General features: G+C 41.4%; 13 protein-coding genes. 8 read left to right on the plus strand and 5 right to left on the minus strand.

Going from position 1 to position 16,175, the window contains the following annotated elements; genetic code table 11:
* Window positions 1-95 precede the first annotated feature (95 nt).
* Window positions 96-1,697: a DUF655 domain-containing protein gene (locus H6G96_RS25020; RefSeq protein ID WP_190914524.1), complete on the minus strand. Its 1,602-nt coding sequence runs from the start codon at window positions 1,695-1,697 to the stop codon at window positions 96-98.
* Window positions 1,698-1,961: 264 nt separating this feature from the next.
* Between H6G96_RS25020 and H6G96_RS25025 the strand changes: the two genes are divergently transcribed.
* The 4 genes from H6G96_RS25025 (at window position 1,962) to H6G96_RS25040 (ending at window position 5,731) form a co-directional block, all read left to right on the plus strand.
* Window positions 1,962-3,131: a cysteine desulfurase family protein gene (locus H6G96_RS25025; protein ID WP_190914610.1), complete on the plus strand. Its 1,170-nt coding sequence runs from the start codon at window positions 1,962-1,964 to the stop codon at window positions 3,129-3,131.
* A gap of 25 nt (window positions 3,132-3,156) precedes the next feature.
* Window positions 3,157-3,705, plus strand: coding sequence for a 2'-5' RNA ligase family protein (locus tag H6G96_RS25030; protein WP_190914526.1), 549 nt, complete (start codon window positions 3,157-3,159; stop codon window positions 3,703-3,705).
* Between the two features lie 106 nt (window positions 3,706-3,811).
* Entirely contained in the window at window positions 3,812-4,066 is a 255-nt protein-coding gene (locus tag H6G96_RS25035) for a DUF4212 domain-containing protein (protein WP_190731177.1), read from the plus strand.
* Window positions 4,067-4,075: 9 nt separating this feature from the next.
* Window positions 4,076-5,731, plus strand: coding sequence for a VC_2705 family sodium/solute symporter (locus H6G96_RS25040; protein WP_190914528.1), 1,656 nt, complete (start codon window positions 4,076-4,078; stop codon window positions 5,729-5,731).
* Window positions 5,732-5,825: 94 nt separating this feature from the next.
* Here the strand turns inward: H6G96_RS25040 and H6G96_RS25045 are convergent, their stop codons facing one another.
* Both H6G96_RS25045 and H6G96_RS25050 read right to left on the minus strand, forming a co-directional pair.
* On the minus strand, window positions 5,826-6,668 hold the full coding sequence (locus H6G96_RS25045) for a tetratricopeptide repeat protein (RefSeq protein WP_190914530.1): 843 nt from the start codon (window positions 6,666-6,668) through the stop codon (window positions 5,826-5,828).
* Window positions 6,669-7,027: 359 nt separating this feature from the next.
* Window positions 7,028-7,948 (minus strand): ribonuclease D, encoded by a 921-nt coding sequence (locus tag H6G96_RS25050; RefSeq protein WP_190914532.1) that lies wholly within the window; start codon window positions 7,946-7,948, stop codon window positions 7,028-7,030.
* Window positions 7,949-8,414: 466 nt separating this feature from the next.
* Here H6G96_RS25050 and H6G96_RS25055 point away from each other — a divergent pair, with 466 nt between their 5' ends.
* Complete coding sequence (locus H6G96_RS25055; RefSeq protein WP_190914534.1) at window positions 8,415-8,870, plus strand: BON domain-containing protein; 456 nt, start codon at window positions 8,415-8,417, stop codon at window positions 8,868-8,870.
* A gap of 382 nt (window positions 8,871-9,252) precedes the next feature.
* Here H6G96_RS25055 and H6G96_RS25060 read toward each other — a convergent pair whose 3' ends face one another.
* Complete coding sequence (locus H6G96_RS25060) at window positions 9,253-9,420, minus strand: hypothetical protein (protein ID WP_199339736.1); 168 nt, start codon at window positions 9,418-9,420, stop codon at window positions 9,253-9,255.
* Between the two features lie 99 nt (window positions 9,421-9,519).
* Window positions 9,520-9,675, minus strand: a complete 156-nt coding sequence (locus H6G96_RS25065) for a hypothetical protein (protein WP_190914619.1) — start codon at window positions 9,673-9,675, stop codon at window positions 9,520-9,522.
* Between the two features lie 354 nt (window positions 9,676-10,029).
* Here H6G96_RS25065 and smc point away from each other — a divergent pair, with 354 nt between their 5' ends.
* From smc to H6G96_RS25080, 3 genes are all read left to right on the plus strand, one after another.
* Window positions 10,030-13,665, plus strand: coding sequence for a chromosome segregation protein SMC (smc, locus tag H6G96_RS25070; protein WP_190914536.1), 3,636 nt, complete (start codon window positions 10,030-10,032; stop codon window positions 13,663-13,665).
* Between the two features lie 58 nt (window positions 13,666-13,723).
* Window positions 13,724-14,719 carry a PRC-barrel domain-containing protein gene (locus H6G96_RS25075; protein WP_190914538.1) on the plus strand — a complete coding sequence of 332 codons (996 nt, stop codon included), beginning with the start codon at window positions 13,724-13,726 and terminating at the stop codon, window positions 14,717-14,719.
* 786 nt (window positions 14,720-15,505) lie between these two features.
* Window positions 15,506-16,072, plus strand: a complete 567-nt coding sequence (locus H6G96_RS25080; protein ID WP_190914540.1) for a ferric reductase-like transmembrane domain-containing protein — start codon at window positions 15,506-15,508, stop codon at window positions 16,070-16,072.
* Window positions 16,073-16,175: the final 103 nt, after the last annotated feature.

Here is a 16,175-nt window from a genome sequence, read left to right on the forward strand (position 1 = left end):
TATAGCCGATTTTAATAGTGTGGAATAGTAGCGACACCATTGGTGTCAACTTAAGCTCAGGTTTTACCTTAAGTTGACATCAATGTGCCGTGCCCCTACCAAATCAGGTGATATCTACGACGGGCTGCGCCTATGCGCCATTTCTCTACAGTTTTAGCACTAACTCCTGGAACTCTTTCCAAGTCTTGTAAAGATGTAAATTTTTGCTGTTGACGGCTAATAATTATCCGTTGTGCTAACTTCTTACCCACACCAGGGAGAGTTGCTAATTCTTCTAGACTTGCAATGTTGATATTGATTTGTTTAATTTCTTGTAGTTCAGTTGATGAACTTTTTATCTGGGGACAGCGTATTTGTTCTAATTTAATTTTTTCTTGAATTGCTGGTGGTAAACCGGGTTTAATTTTGGTATAAAGACGAGCAAATTCGCGCACATAATGGGCAGCAACTATAGAATTTTCAATCACTACAAGTGTCTCATCGTTACTGTTATTGGCAGCATCTGACCAATTATGAGAACCTGTAATTACTGTTTGGCTATCAATAACACCAAATTTGTGATGTAATAAATCACCTTTGGGTAAAACAGGTACGCCTACAGTAGTAATTGGATTTTGCCAAGGATGGTTATCAACTTCATATTTACATTTGTTACTAAGAGCAACCCCCATCATATCCAATGCCTCGCTATAAGGACGATAGGCAAATTGCGGTTCAATTAAAGCGCGAATTTGTACACTTTGTTGATGGCGATTTTCTAAGATATTGGCAAGACGCTGTTCGGAAAAGACAAACAACGCCATATCAATAGATTTGGTTGCTGAATCTAAAGTTTTGCCAATCAAACCATTACTACTGTTACTCCAAGGTTGAGTTGGTGAAGTAGGCGAAAATTGCACAGTAATTTGGGTGTTACCTAAAGTTATTTGTTTAGGTAAACGCATTGGTTTTTGTATACCAAATTGACTATCTGGCTTACCTCCTGGCCCATCTCCCCACATGATGTTAAACTCTTCTGTAAATAAAGATGCTAATTCCGGGCTGTCAATCTGCAATAAGTTATTAGCATTGCCTAAACTGCTGGAATTTGTGTAATCACCATAAGTATCACTCAAAGTAAAATTGGCAGAAGTTATAATTACGATGCGATTATCCACAATCACAAATTTGTGGTGCATCAAACTACTACCCGCAGAACCATCTGCTTGATCATCTATCCAAGTAATTTTGGCATTCTGCAAAATTATCAAAGCATCCCTTTGATTTATTTCTGTTGAACTAAGTTGATTATCTTGGTTAATATCGATAAATTTGCGAACTTCGTCGTAGCGTTCCTGCTCCCTTTTATCTAACTTACCTACTTCAGCAGATGTTAAGCTACTCCAAGGTCGGCTATAGGTATTTTCTAAAATTATCCTGACTTTTACCCCAGCTTTTTCCCTATCAACCAGTGCTTGGGCAACTTTGGGTAAACGTAATTCTTGCACCGCCACATCTACTGTAGATTTAGCTTGAGAGATAGCATCGACAATCTGTTTTTCTAAATCATCCCCAAGTCGAATTTGCTGACGGTAAAGTTCTTTGTATTCTGAAGACTCAGAATGGTTAAAGTAAACTTGAACTAACGGATCTTGTGGTAAAGCTGCTGGACGCTGATTGAAAGATTGCGCTCGTTGACAAGCAGCAAGGGGAAACATCAGTAAAAAGATATATAAAAAATACCTTCGTCTAGATAAAAGTTGCACTGTAATCTGTTAAAAGTGGATTGTGAGGGGACATATTTATCATTCCCAAAATTTGGTCTTCTGAATTAAGTAGAAAAATAACTTTTCAAGTAAAGGGAAAATCCACTGCTAAAGGCAGAATTACAAAGATTTTTTCAGGATTTGTCCACTCAAACTGGATATGCTGACAAGATCGGCAGCCTACTAACAACGTGTGTTCTCACCATTATCGGTTATATGCAAATTTATCTAGATTACAGCGCTACGACTCCAACTCGAAAAGAAGCGATCGCAGTTATACAAACAGTCCTCACGCAAGAGTGGGGCAATCCTTCTAGCTTACATGAGTGGGGACAACGGGCTGCAACGGTTGTGGAACAAGCCAGAGTCCAAGTTGCTGGATTAATTAATGCTGTCGATCCAGCATCAATAATCTTTACCTCTGGTGGTACAGAAGCAAATAATCTAGCGATTATGGGTATGGCTCGGTTGTATGCTGTTCCTCAACATATAATTATCTCCACCGTGGAGCATTCAGCAATTTCTGAAACAGTAAGGTTGCTAGAAATCTGGGGTTGGGAAGTTACGCGCCTATGTGTAGATGTTAAAGGCAGAGTCAACCCATTAGATTTAAAGGCAGCATTGCGACATAATACAGTTTTGGTTTCTATAATTTACGGTCAAAGTGAAGTTGGAACTGTGCAACCGATCGCAGAACTGGGTAAAATTGTGCGATCGCATGGTGCTTTGTTCCACACAGATGCGGTGCAAGCTGCGGGACGCTTACCCATAGATGTGCAACATCTGTCCGTAGACTTACTTAGCCTTTCCAGTCATAAAATATATGGGCCTCAAGGTGTAGGGGCGCTGTATGTGCGTCCTGGTGTGGAATTGATGCCTTTACTAGGTGGTGGCGGGCAAGAAATGGGACTGCGTTCTGGTACGCAAGCAGTACCTGTAATTGCTGGGTTTGGTGTAGCAGCAGAATTAGCAGCGCAAGAATTGGCTACAGAAACACCACGATTGATTGAGTTACGCGATCGCGCTTTTGCCCAATTAGCTGAGATTCCTGGTTTAATCCCTACAGGACATCCCTGCGATCGTTTACCTCACCATATCAGTATGTGCCTAGAAAACGCCGATGGAGAAAAATTGAGCGGTAAAACCTTGGTACGACAATTGAACCTTGCAGGTATCGGTATTAGTGCTGGTGCTGCCTGTCACAGTGGCAAACTTAGCCCTAGCCCGATACTGTTAGCAATGGGCTATTCCGAAAAAGCTGCCTTGGGCGGAATTCGCATCACATTAGGGCGCGATACGACGCAAGCTGATGTGGATTGGGCAGTAATGGTGTTGAAGCAAGTTTTGCAGAGGCTGACACCGCATTTATCTTTAGTCAAGCATTAAATCAATTGGGAAGCACTTTATATAGATGAGCCGTTTTTTTGTCGCCCTTTTACCACCACAAGACATTCAAGACTACGCCAACCAGATTAAGCAGCACTTTGCCGATCGCTATGCTAGTAGCGGGGCGCTAAAATCTCCGCCTCATATTACTCTGCAACCACCCTTTGAATGGGTAGATGCTAACTTGCCACTGCTAGAAGCATCTTTAAAGGAATTTGCTAGTAGACAACAGCCAGTAGCAATTACACTCAGGGGGTTTGATGCCTTTGTGCCTCGTGTCATATACATTAATGTAGTCAAAAGTCAAGAACTTTTGACTTTGCAAGCTGATTTAATGGCTTATACAGAAAGTAACTTGGGAATCGTTGACAAGGTTTCTAAAACTCGCCCTTTTGCACCCCACATGACGGTTGCGTTTCGGGATTTAACAAAGCAGAACTTTAAAGCTGCTTGGCCAGAGTTTGAAAAGCGCCAGTTTGATTTTGAGTTTACTGCCGACAAATTAACACTACTGCTTCACGACGGTAAGCGCTGGAATATTAAATCGGAGTTTGGTTTTTTGCTTACTGATTAGTAAATATTATTTACTAAATAATTTAAAAATTAATACAGCATTAGGCAGGATATCAACAGCTTATTGGTATTATTTTGATGCACTAACGCAATGATAATAAACCACAATGGATGAGAATCAGCGCCGTGCTTATTGGCGTGCTAATACTGCTTTAATTCGTAATCTTTTAATTGTCTGGGCATTGGTTTCCCTAGTTTTTAGTATTTTATTGGTTCAACCTTTGAATGCGATACGGTTTTTTGGCGTACCCTTTGGCTTTTGGATGGCGCAACAAGGATCAATCCTGGTATTTGTGGCCTTAATTTTCATTTATGCCTTTCAAATGGACAAGCTAGACCAAAAATACAATCTCAAGAAGTGAGGAAAAACCGTGTCAGTTGAAATTTGGACTATTGTATTGGTTGGACTTTCCTTCCTCGCCTACATTTATATAGGTTGGCAATCACGAGTCGAAAATAGTAAAGACTTTTTTATAGCAGGTCAAGGGATACCTTCAATTGCGAATGGTGCGGCTACTGCTGCCGACTGGATGTCCGCAGCCTCGTTTATTTCAATGGCGGGGCTGATTTCTTTTTTGGGCTATGACGGTTCTATTTATTTAATGGGTTGGACTGGCGGCTATGTACTGCTAGCATTATTACTGGCTCCCTATCTACGGAAATTTGGTAAATATACAGTGCCAGATTTTGTAGGCGATCGCTACTACTCTAATATCGCTCGTTTGGTCGCAGTAGTGGCGGCCATTTTCGTTTCCCTCACCTACGTTGCTGGACAAATGCGGGGCGTGGGCATTGTTTTTAGCCGCTTCCTACAAGTTGATATCAATACAGGTGTAATCATCGGTATGGTGATCGTCGGCTTTTTCTCTGTGCTGGGGGGGATGAAAGGCATTACCTGGACACAAGTAGCACAGTACTGTGTGTTGATTTTTGCCTACCTGATTCCAGCGATCGCGATCGCCTGGTTTCTCACTGGTAATCCTATTCCTCAACTAGCATTTACCTTCAGTGATATTGGAGAAAAACTCAATCAAATTCAGGTTGACCTGGGTTTTAAGCCCTATACTGAGCCATTTGTGAACAAGTCGATGCTAGATGTACTGTTCACCACCATTGCTTTGATGGTAGGTACTGCTGGCTTACCCCATATCATCGTCCGTTTTTACACGGTGAAGAGTGTGCGTGCAGCCCGTTTTTCTGCTGGTTGGGCATTGCTATTTATTGCCATTCTTTATACAACTGCTCCAGCCCTCTCCATGTTTGCCCGCTACAACCTGATTGATTCTCTGCACGATCATACGGTTGCAGAAGTGCAGCAGTTAGACTGGGCGACCAAGTGGGAAAAAACTAAACTTTTGGGTTTTGATGACATAAATAAGGATGGGCGTCTCCAGTTAACGCCAAATAAAGACACTAATGAAATAAAGATCGACCCAGATATTATTGTGCTTTCCACCCCAGAGGTAGCTAAACTGCCTCCGTGGGTAATTGGCTTGGTAGCGGCTGGCGGTTTGGCAGCTGCATTGTCTACGGCATCGGGTTTGTTGCTGGTAATTTCCAGTTCCATCGCCCACGATATCTACTACCGGATCGTAGATTCATCAGCCTCAGAACAAAAACGGGTGTTTGTCGGGCGGATCATGGTAGGTTTTTCCCTCGTCCTCGCCGGCTATTTTGGGGTGAATCCGCCAGGATTTGTGAGTCAGGTGGTAGCTTTTGCCTTTGGTTTAGCTGCTGCTAGTTTCTTTCCGGTGATTTTCTTGGGGATTTTCGACAAGCGCACCAATTCTGAAGGTGCGATCGCTGGTATGTTGACGGGTTTAATTTTTACAATAATTTACATTGTCGGCGTTAAGTTTGGGGGTATGCAACCCTGGTTCTTTGGGGTTTCTCCTGAAGGAATTGGTACTTTAGGTATGCTAATCAACTTCGCAGTTACCTTAGTAGTTTCTCGCCTAACGCCACCTCCTCCAGCAGAAATTCAAGCTATGGTAGAAGACCTCCGTAGCCCGATTATTGAAGAATAGGGAATGGGGAATGGGGCATTAGGCATTGGGCATAGTTATTCTTCCCTCTTCCCCTGCTTCCCGTGCTTCCCCTGCTCCCCCTGCCCCCTGCCCCCTACTGCCCAAGTTCTTTGATGTTCTTCATCACTTGTTGGTATAAGTCGTTGTTACCCTGAGTTTGAAAAATGCTTGCTGCTTGTTCCAAGTCTTTAAGCGCTCCCTGTTTGTCTCCATTGGTGGCGCGAGCATTTCCTCGGTTATTATAGGCAGCAGCAAAGTTAGGGTTGAAGCGAATGGCTTGATTGTAATCTGCGATCGCACCCTGTCGATCTCCATTAGCAGCACGGGCATTCCCTCGGTTATTGTAAGCGATCGCATATTTAGGGTTGAGGAGAATTGCTTGGTCAAAATCATCTAGCGCCCCTCTTTTTTCTCCCAAGGTGGCGTGGGCATTTCCCCGGTTGTTGTAGGCTTCGGCATAGTTAGGATTAAGGCGAATCGCTTCACTGTAATCTTTAACTGCTTCTCTGTTATTTCCTAGTGAGGCGCGGGCATTTCCCCGGTTGTTGTAGGCTTCAGCGTTGTCAGGGTTGATGCGAAGGGCTTCATTGTAATCTGCGATCGCTTTTTCCTTATCTCCCGAATCAAAGTGGACTAATCCTCGGCCGTTGTAGGCAGCGCCATATTGAGGGTTTTGAGCAATTGCCTTATCATAAGAAGCGATCGCAGCTTGCAAATCACCGTTTAAATGCTGATTCTTTCCCTGAAGATAGAATTCCCCACCAATAGAAGCTGTAGCTGAACGACGACTAGGTGGAGTGACTTTTATTTCTGTTACCAAAACATTATCATTTCTACTGCAAGAAACACTGCTAATTGCGCTCAATGTAGTAAAAATAGCTATGGTAAATAAAGTATTTACCCTTATTCCCTTTTGCTTAAATAAACGCCGTCTCATAAGTTAATATAAACTGCCACAACGCCTAAATGAAATTAGTACCAAGCTGTAAATTTTAATTCTTTAACTCAATAATTATTCTAACTTTTAATATAAGTGTAAAATTAATTTACGAATTTATCTGATATTCAATAGCTTTATTTAATAGTTTATATATAGGGGCGTTCGCACAGCGTATCGCAGACAAGCCTCTTGTACCACTTCGTGGAAGCAAGCTACGCGTTAGTGTCGCCGTTGATGCAGCCTCTCGTAGAGGAAGAAAGGAGAAGAGAAGACTTTATGTAGCGCATCTACGATAATTTTGATAACTCAAATAGAATTGCTATATAAATTTTGGTATTTGTAACTATATAAACAGTTTACTCATTCTGTGTTTCACTATCTTGAGTTTTAGAAGCTAGCCGCCAAGAGGTAATTTTTTCAATATCTACAGAGAGCTGTTCCAAATTTTGCCCTAAATCTTTCTGGAGTTTCTGAGTTAGTGTGATGGGAAAATCTAAATTAATATCTTGAGTTTGTGCTAGCCTTGCCAATTCTGAAAAAGTAGCTTTAACTGTAGTACGCTCATAACTAGTCAGCTTGTGAGCAGAAGTTTCGGATATATTCTGAGCTTGCATAGCTCTTTTCATCCGTTCTTGCAAATGCTCAAATTCGGAATTCAGCAACTTCCATTGTTGCTCAATTTCTGAGTATTTAGTACTTAGTGATATTAAATCTTCCGTTGCAGGTTCCGGGCTAGCTTGGGCTTGTAAACCTAACAAATTTAAGTGGATTTGAGCGAGATAAATACAATCTAAGTAAGCATACTCTATCTGTTCTTCAGTTAAGGGACGTTTTCCCCAATCGCTGGTTTGTTCTTGTTTATCGACATTGTTAAAGCTACAAAGTGCCGTAGCTATGGTTTTGAGTTGGTAATTAGGTAATGGCAAGAGATAGTAGGGAATTTTTTTTGCCATTTCCAAAGTACAAGTAACATTTTTAGCTTTCTTGTTACCGAGAAGTTTTATATCATAACTGGCGTTGTGAAAAACTTTTTCTATAGTAGAATTTATCATAATTTTTTCAATAAATTCAGCTATAATATTAGGCTGATCTAAGACATCTAAAAGGTAGACGCGATCGCCACTCATATCTTTGGGATTATCTAATACCTGAATCAGCGATAGTCTAGGATTACGACTTTTATAGTCAGCTACTTCTGTATCTATCCACAGCGTTTTAGCGTTGGTATATTCAGCAACAATGGCACTAATTTCGCGGGCGGAAGTAAGGTATGGCATTGGCTAATATTTCCTGATATTTGGGGCATTGTAAGAAAGCCATAGTTTTCTAAAGTAACATTTTGTTGGTAATTTTGCTGCCATACTAATTGCCAAAATGCTGAAGTTTTGAGTTGGGTAGGCGTAAACATCGCCAAACTGACTTAAATCTGATAACATCGAGTCACCACTGTGGGATGGTATAGCCTACCATTGAAAAAGCTACCGGGCATCTACATCATAGAGAGCTACAGGCGGTATGCAGAGCCATCCTAGTTAGCAGCCGTCAGGAAAATTGAATTGGCATTTCTAAAAACTGGCAGTAAAACCTTAGCTTCAAGAAATCGTCCAAGTTTCAATTTTTAGTAACCTAAGCGATTGCTTGGGCACTTTTGCTACTTCACATTTAATTGGTTTTTAACATCTTGCTCCTCACCATGACACACACTTCAATTAATCGCTTCAAATACTCAATTCGGAGAAGATAATGAAAAAGCTAATTCCATTACTAGTTAGTAGCATTTTGGTAGTTGGTACTTTTGGCTGTCAAGAGGCTCCTAAAACTGGTTCCGAAACTCCTAGCACTACAAATGAAACCGCTCAAGTACCAGCAACACCAGCTTCTCAGATAAATCCAACTGCTAAAATTCCCGGAAAAGAAACAACTCCTTTAGCAGCTAGCACAGATACTAAAGTTAAAACCGATTCTAAAAAAACGGCAGCAACAAAAGCTAAGAACGACTTAAAAACTGAAGTTAGCGAAAAATTGAACAAAGGCTTACCAAACAATAAGTTAGAAGTTGAAAATAAAGAGGGTGAAATTATCCTCAAAGGCACAGCAACTTCTGCTGAAGAACTCCAGAAAGCTGAAACCTTGGTTAAAGAAGTTCAAGGTGTGAAGACAGTGAAAGTAGAAGCAAAAGTGGAAGCTATGAAGCCATAAAAGAATAGCTGAAACTCTGAGTTAACAGTGGACTAGCTAAATCAGGTTATATCATCAGAAAATTTAAACAGGGTTTACGCAGATGTAATCCCTGTTTTTTTTGCTTAAATAAGGGTAAGGGTGAGTTAATCAGTAGTTAATTATCTATCGCCATTCATTCTGCATTTTTAATGCAGTTGTAGCATTCACAATTTCGAGACTCTCATCACTTTTTCCCTTTCGATCACCACATGAGACAGCGAAACCCAATAAAGCCGTGAGAATGTTGGGTTTAGTTCCTCTATTAAACTTACGCAAGTTTAAGTTTTTAACCTCAAAACTAGCTTGATAAAGTACTATTACCTAATGAGCATCCATAGCAGCTACTTTTGTAACATGGTTATTAAATTATTGGTAAATTAAGAATCCGGTTTTGGTATTCGTTATCCAAAGATGCTTCAGCAATTAAAATTAATTCATTAATATTCTGACCAATGGTTAATTTATAATTCAAAATAAAAATACCTGGTATATTACGACCTTGGGCGATATGTTCAAAATGTACAGGCATAGATTTGCGATTATTCGTAACCAATAAAAAGTAGTGTTCCTCACACCAGCATAATATTTATGGGTCTAATTGCAAATAATAAAGAATAGTCGCGTAAACTTATTCTAGTGTTAGTGATGTATAAATGTTGGAAATTTCTTCTGGAGTTCGAGCGCGGTCGATGTAATCGTAAAGGATAGTTTCAATTCCTACTCTTGTACCTTTGAGTCGAATATCATCAGGTCGCTGAAAATCGAAGTAATCTTCTAATTGCATAATTTACTTTGTTATGTTTACCCATAAAATTATCTTAAATACTTATAAAATATTCTTGCAATAAATAGTAATAAATTAATAGCGATCGCTTTGTCGTTGATTGTTTTTCCAGTTAGTTATCTCAACTAAAACTGGAATGATTTGATATAGTTGCTTTTTAGAGCCTGCAATGAAATTTCGTGCTTGTGTTAACTCTATCAGTATTGTGTGTTCTCTGAACCACGATTCTCCTTACCCTCTCTGCGTTCTCTGCGCCTCTGCGGTTCAATAATCTTCAAATTTCTCCCCTACCCTCTTGCGAATTTTTAATTAGTTGATACACTTGTTCTTCATTAGCCCAGTTAACCAGCGCCTATGGTTCATATCAAGCGCGTGGAACTTACGAACTTCAAATCCTTCGGTGGCACTACCTCAGTCCCTCTGCTACCGGGGTGTACTGTCATATCTGGGCCAAATGGTTCAGGTAAATCTAATATTCTAGATGCACTGCTATTTTGCCTCGGACTCTCCAGTTCTAAGGGAATGCGAGCCGATCGCTTGCCAGATTTAGTAAATAACACCCAAACCTCTAAAGGACGCGCTTCTATTGAAGCTAGCGTCACAGTCACCTTTGATTTGTCAGGAGAGGACTCACCCAAAGCCGCAAAGGCGCAGAGTGACGAAACAGGGAAAGAAGTAGATGAAGATCAGGAAAATTCCCACTCCCCACTCCCCACTCCCCACTCCCCAACTGAATGGAGTGTCACTAGAAGGTTGCGAGTCACTCACCAAGGGAGTTACACGTCGAATTACTATATCAATGGTGTACCTTGCACGCTGACGGAGTTGCATGAAGAATTAAGTAACCTGCGGGTTTATCCTGAAGGCTACAACGTGGTGCTGCAAGGGGATGTTACCAGCATTATCTCGATGAATGCGCGGGAACGGCGGGAAATTATTGATGAATTGGCTGGGGTAGCGGCGTTTGATCGCAAAATTATCCAAGCCAAATCAACTTTAGATGAGGTAAAGGAAAAAGAAGATAGCTGTCGGATTATCGAGACAGAATTAACTGCACAGCGCGATCGCCTTTCCCAAGATCGGGCTAAAGCTGAGAAATATCAAAAACTCCGCACGGAATTTCTGGCGAAACAATCATGGGAAGCTGTTTTATCATGGCGATCGCTACAAGCACAACAAGAAAAGTTAGTTAACGAAATTCAAACAGGCGATCGCAATTCTAGTGAACTCACTACCCAACTCACAAATCTAAATTCCGAAATCGTCCAAAAAACTGCTGAACTTGAACAACTCAATGCCCATGTCAAAGCATTGGGAGAAGAGGAACTTTTGGCGGTACAATCTACCCTCGCCACCCAAGAAGCTGAACGAAAGCAACTCCAGCGTCAGTTAACGGAATTAGAAACGGCTTCTCAAGAAACTGCTAAACGTCTAACTCAAACTCAGCAAGAAATTCAAAAGCAGCGTCATTCCCTTGAAGAAATTGCCCAAACACAAGTTGTAGAGGGACAATCTATTGTCTACTGTCAGCAGCAAAGAGATGAGACGCAGCAAGCTTTAGAAACTTCCCGCGAAGCAGCCGCAGAAATCGCCTCGGCTTCGGAAGCATGGGTGCAACAACAAACGGCATTCAACCGTCAAATTGAAACTTTGCTGCAAACTCTAGAACCGCAACGCACCGAACAAGCACAACTCAGGGAACGCAATAATCAATTACAGCAATTAATCCAAGAACAAACCCAGTTAATTGAACGCGACGAACCGCTATTAGCTCAAAAACAAACTGAATGTAGTCAAATTGAAACGGAATTTAACGCCTCTAGCGAACCCATCCAAAATTTAGCTCAAAATCTCTCAGCCACAGAACAAGAATTACAAATCCAACAGGAAACCCAAAAGCGGTTACTTTCTGAACAACGGGAAAAACAACGCCAGCTGGATAAAATAGAGGCGCAAGCGCAAGCACAGCAAGAAGTCCAAGGAACCCAAGCTAGTAAAGTCATTTTACAATCGGGAATGCCTGGACTTTGTGGCTTAGTTGTGCAGTTAGGAAAGGTGGAACCCCGTCATCAGCTAGCTTTAGAAATGGCTGCCGGTGGACGCTTGGGACATATCGTGGTGGAAGATGATAGTGTAGCCGCCGCAGGGATTGAATTGCTCAAACAGAAACGTGCAGGGAGAGCAACTTTTTTACCACTGAATAAAATTCACGCTCCTAAATTTACTCAAGATGCAACGCTACGTTTTGCTAGTGGCTTCGTTAACTATGCTGTTAACTTAGTCGATTGCGATCGCCGTTACAAAGATGTATTTAGCTATGTTTTCGGTAACACAGTGGTATTCGCCAGCCTGGAGGCGGCTCGGAAAAATTTAGGGTTGTATCGCATCGTCACCTTAGACGGAGAATTGCTGGAAACTAGCGGTGCAATGACTGGTGGTAGTAACAGCCAGCGTTCAGCATTGCGGTTTGGCAATGCGGAAGCGGCGGAATCTGATGAAGCGATCGCTTTAAGAAGTCGTTTAGTGGACATTGAACGAGTTTTAGAGCGTTGTACAGAAGCGATCGCAACTTTGTCAGCCAGAACCAAAAAACTGACGCAGGAACTCACAGAAGCGCGTCAAGCGCGGCGTGAACAGCAGTTGCAATTGGAACAGTTGCAGAAAGACATTAAGAATTTAACAGCACAATTAGAGGGGACGCGATCGCAACTCACACAAAATAGCGAAAAGTTAGCCACTGCTCAATCCCGATTGGAAATTTTAGAGCAAGAATTACCGGGGCAAGAAAATCAGTTGCAACAATTGCGACACGCTTTAGCAGAGTTGGAAGCTTCCCAAACTCCTAGTGAATGGCAACAAATCCAAGCGACAATTAAAATTCAAGAGCAACAATTGCAACAACGGGAGACAGCGTTACGCGAAGCTGAACAAAGATTAAAAAATTTGGAAAGTCAGCAACAACGATTGCAAGAAAAAATCCAAGAAGGGGAGGAGCGAATTGCCCAATATCATCGTGAGCAAGAGGCACGAAAAAATCAACTAACTTCCCTCACCACTCAACACTCAGAACTCAGCACTCTCATTATTGAAACTCGTGCGACGCTGAGTCAAATGGAACAGAATTTGGGAGAAGAGAAGCAAAAACGCGACGCCACAGAACAAGAAGTGCGATCGCATCTTTTGCGCCAACAACAATTGCAATGGGAAATCGAAAAACTCAAAGAAACCCAAGAGAAGCGGCGGGAGGAACTAATTGCACTGCAAAGCCAGTTACGGGATGTAGGAGCAGAATTACCAAATCCCTTGCCAGAAGTTCCAGATAAGGTAGATTTGGAAGAATTGCAGAAAGAATTGCGATCGCTTACCAAACGCTTACAGGCAATGGAACCTGTTAATATGCTGGCGTTGGAAGAATACGAACGCACCCAAAACCGCCTCCAAGAACTCACGCAAAAATTAGAAACACTAGAAGGGGAACGCACTGAACTACTTTTGCGGATTGAAAACTTTACCACATTGCGGCAACTTGCTTTTAAAGAAGCATTCGACGCTGTTAACGAAAACTTTCAATCAATTTTCGCCATTCTTTCAGACGGCGACGGCTATTTACAACTCGAAAATCCTGAAGATCCCTTTAGCAGTGGACTGAATTTAGTCGCGCACCCCAAAGGCAAACCTGTACAGCGCCTAGCTTCCATGTCTGGGGGAGAAAAATCACTTACAGCCTTGAGCTTTATTTTTGCTCTCCAACGCTACCGCCCATCGCCCTTTTACGCCTTTGACGAAGTGGATATGTTCTTAGATGGGGCAAACGTAGAACGATTAGCTAGAATGATTAAACAACAGTCACAACAAGCGCAATTTATAGTTGTTAGTTTGCGTCGTCCGATGATAGAATCAGCCGAACGCACAATTGGCGTTACTCAAGCACGAGGAGCTTACACTCAAGTTTTGGGGATTAAGTTACAATCATCCAATACACCTGCTTGAGTTTTTGTTAATAATAGTGTATATATAAACCGGATTGGAGATCAGGACTCGGTATAGAATGACCTCTGAACAGATAATTAGACGTTCCGACATATTAAATACCCAGGTGATTACCCGCGACAACGGCAAGCGGCTAGGCATCATCAGTCAAGTCTGGGTTGATATAGATCAGCGAGAGGTTGTGGCTCTTGGTTTGCGAGACAGCCTGATCTCTATTTCGGGCATACCGCGCTATATGTACCTCAACAACATCAGCCAGATTGGTGATGTCATCCTGGTTGATAACGAAGATGTAATTGAAGATATCGAAGTTGAATCTCTCAGTAATCTAATTAACTGGGAAGTAATTACAGAAACAGGTGAAGTCTTAGGCAAAGTTCGGGGCTTCAAATTCAACGGTGAAACCGGGAAGCTTAACTCCATATCCATTGCTTCTTTAGGATTGCCCCAAATTCCCGATCAATTTCTGAGTACTTACGAGTTTTCAGTCGATGAAATTGTCAGCACTGGCCCCAATCGGTTGATTGTGTTTGAGGGAGCCGAAGAACGAGTAAACCAGTTAACAGTTGGTTTACTAGAGCGCCTTGGTATTGGCAAAGCACCTTGGGAGCGAGATATAGAAGAAGAATACGGCTATACTCCACCGCGCCAAGTTGCACCAGCTAATCAACTACCTAGTGGAGTGCCATTGCAGCCACCCAGGCAAAAAGTTCGCGCCCCCGAACCCGTAGCGCGGGAAGAAGAATGGACAGAAGACTATGTGGAAGAAGAAAGGCCACAGCGTCAGGTAATGAAGGCGCGGCAGTATGAATCTATTCAATACGAAGAAGACGAAGAAGAAGATAACTGGAGCGAAGCAACAGGCAGCGACAGATATCAACAACCGCAACCGCTAAAATATGAAGCCCAGCCTTACAGCAAGCCATACGTTGATGAATACGATGATTATGACGACGTAGAGGGCGATGCTTGGGAGGATGTGCCGAAGCCTGTAAATATTCCCAAGAAAGTTAAAGAAAGACAGCCAGAATACGAAGAAGAAGGCGGATATTAGCGAGAAAGGCAGAGAGCAGGAGGCAGGAGCCAGAAGGGAATTCTGACTTCTGGCCTCTGTCTTCTTGACAATAATCCTACCCCCAACCCCTTCCCCGCGCCAGCGAGGAGGGGGTTTTTTTTATAAAAAAAGCAAAGCCCAATGGGCAATGCCATGTCCTTACGATAAATCTATATGTAAGCTGATGCGCGTCTACATTATATAAACACTCTTTACGGTCGTTATTCAACTTCTGAAATTCAGTACAACTTTCCCTGCTCTTAAAGCAATAGGACATTTTTTTATTTGGAAATCCCTAATGTTGCGTCATCCGAAAAAAATTGCAGTTAGAGATAGTACCCTCTAGGGTACTATTAACCTCCAAGTAGCCATACTACAATGTAAACAAGTAATTAAGCAGTTCAGTTATAGATTTAATTAAGTAGAAAAACACAAAAAAGATAGCTATGAAAAGGAAATTAACGGACTAAAATTGTCTTCGCTTCTGCATTTCTCATAACGGGAATGTTGCCCGAATAACAGTTGCTCATGAAGAGAATTTTTAAGACTATACTGCTTTATCTTTTGATAAATATTTAGTAGTTAGTCCGCTAATTAACTTTTGCATAGAGCAGCAAACTTCAAGTAGTTTTGAAATTAGCATTTTGGCTTCAATTTCCCAGTAAACTTGTCTTGCTAAAATGCCTAGCTTACTTCTATTTTGACTACGATAAAGGTAGGTTATTTTTCGCTGCTTATACCTGTAGTTTCTACTATAACCAACAATATTATTTTTAGAGATTAATCATGATTTCAATAGATGAAGCACCCCTAGCTAATGTTCTTGGATTTATAGCATTAGTTAGTTATATAGCCACATTACTTCCCACAACTCTTAGAATTGTTTTTCCGCAAACCAAAGAGACTGGAATTCCGCAATGGCTCCTAAAACGCCGCCGTATCATCGGTATTATAGCTTTCTTTTTGGCTTTAGGTCATGGTTTTTTAATGGTTCAAAAGAGAAATTTTGATTTTTTTGACATTAAAACATTTTGGATATATGTCCAAGGTGTAAGCACTTTCATAATTTTTATGCTTCTTTCTATAACTTCTAATAATTGGAGTGTGAAAAAGCTGAAAAAGAACTGGAAGCAATTACACAAACTCACTTATGTAGCTATGTTTATTTTGATTTGGCATATCTGGGATAAAATGTCAGGTCATTGGACGTATTTAACACCGATTAGCCTTATAGCTACTACCTTAATCACGGTTTTATTTATCATTCGGCTTTGGATTGAACGCCAGGAGAAGCAACAAAAAAAGGCAACCAAAGTAACGAAAGCAAATTTAGCAGAAAAGAGCATTAGATAGTTTCATTCGTACAAAATGGCGGAAGTAACTAATTAGTTGAAAAAGCTAAAGCAAGCTTTATTTTGTTCTAGCTTCTATTTCCTTATACTATTTTCGGCCAAAT

The organism is Nostoc sp. FACHB-892 (assembly GCF_014698795.1).
Lineage (GTDB): Bacteria > Cyanobacteriota > Cyanobacteriia > Cyanobacteriales > Nostocaceae > Nostoc.